This is a genomic window from Flavobacterium bomense (genome assembly GCF_003970355.1).
Window position 1 is genome coordinate 1 of the sequence record NZ_RYDJ01000078.1, and the last position, 1578, is coordinate 1578.

The following is a 1578-nucleotide window of genomic DNA, read 5'->3' on the forward strand; positions in this document are numbered from 1 at the left end:
TTTTTGAATGTTTTTTTTCTCTGAAGACGAAAGGTTTTCATACCAATCTTCCTCGTTTTCAATAGATATAAAGTCCATACTTTTTATCAATTCTAAAAAGAACGAATATTTTTTTTTTCAATATTTATTGTTATTTTCTTCATAATGATAAAATTAGGGATTTATTTTAAACCAAAAACTTCCGACTGCATTTTTTTTAATTGCTCCAAATAATCTCTTTCGTTCGACAATCTTGGAATTTTGTGTTGACCGCCTAATTTATGTTTTTCTTTCAACCAATCGTAAAATAAATTCGGTCTGGCAAGATTAATTATCAAAGGATTCAGAGTCATATTATTGTAACGTTTCGCCTCATAATCCGAATTTAAGGATTGCAAAGTTTCGTCCAATACTTTTTGGAAATGAGCAAGGTCATCTGGGTTTTTCTTGAATTCGATAATCCATTCATGTGCACCTTTTTCCTTGTCTTTCATAAAAACGGGAGCAACGGTATAATCTACTATTTCGGTTCTAGTAATATGACAGGCTTTGGCAATGGCTTGATCCGTATTTTCGACCATTAGCTCTTCGCCAAAAACATTAATATGGTGTTTGGTTCTTCCAGTTACCCGAATTTTATAAGGACTCAAGGAAGTAAAACGCACCGTGTCGCCAATCATATAACGCCACAAACCGGAATTGGTGGTGATGATGATGGCATAATTTTTAAAAAGTTCCACATCCGCTAATCGAACGGTTTTTTGATCTGGTGTTCCAAAGGTATCCATTGGAATGAATTCATAGAAAATGCCATAATCCAACATCAACAATAAATCGCTAGAATAATTCAAATCCTGAATCGCAAAAAATCCTTCGGAAGCATTGTATATTTCGTAGTATTTAAAATCTTTTTTAGGTAAAATCTTTTGATATTGTTCTCGATACGGTTCAAAATTAACACCACCGTGAAAATACACTTCGAGATTAGGCCAAAATTCAAGTAAATTTCCTTTACCCGTTTCTGCGAGTAATTTGTTCATTAAAACCAATAGCCACGAAGGAACACCTGCAAAACTGGTTACATTTTCGTTTTTGACTTCGTTGATTATCGCGGGAAGTTTTGTTTCCCAATCGCTCATCAACGAAATTTCCTTATTTGGCGTACTACTAAATTCTGCCCAAAGTGGCATGTTTTCGATTAAAATGGCCGATAAATCGCCAAAAGAAGTATTGTTGTCTTCATAAATTTGGGCACTTCCGCCAAGACGAAGGCTTTTGCCCAAAAACATTTCGGAATTTTCGTTGTTGTTCAAGTACATACACAACAAATCCTTGCCTGCTTTGTAATGACAATCTTCCAACGCTTCTGGACTTACAGGGATGAATTTGCTTTTGGCATTGGTCGTTCCACTGGATTTGGCAAACCATTTTATGGGGGTTTCCCAAAAAACATTTTGCTCCCCTTTTCGGGTGCGTTCTATCAAAGGCTGCAATTCTTCGTAAGTAGAAACGGGTACTCTTTCTGTAAAAGTTGCGTAAGAATGAATAGAATCATAATCGTATTTCTTACCAACAACCGTATTTTCGGCTGCTCGAATC

The 1578-nt window shown here is 35.6% G+C and carries 1 protein-coding gene; it reads right to left on the reverse strand.

The window, feature by feature from the left end; genetic code table 11:
- Positions 1 to 161 precede the first annotated feature (161 nt).
- Positions 162 to 1577: a GH3 auxin-responsive promoter family protein gene (locus EKL98_RS15650; protein ID WP_233589461.1), complete on the reverse strand. Its 1416-nt coding sequence runs from the start codon at positions 1575 to 1577 to the stop codon at positions 162 to 164.
- Position 1578 lies beyond the last annotated feature (1 nt).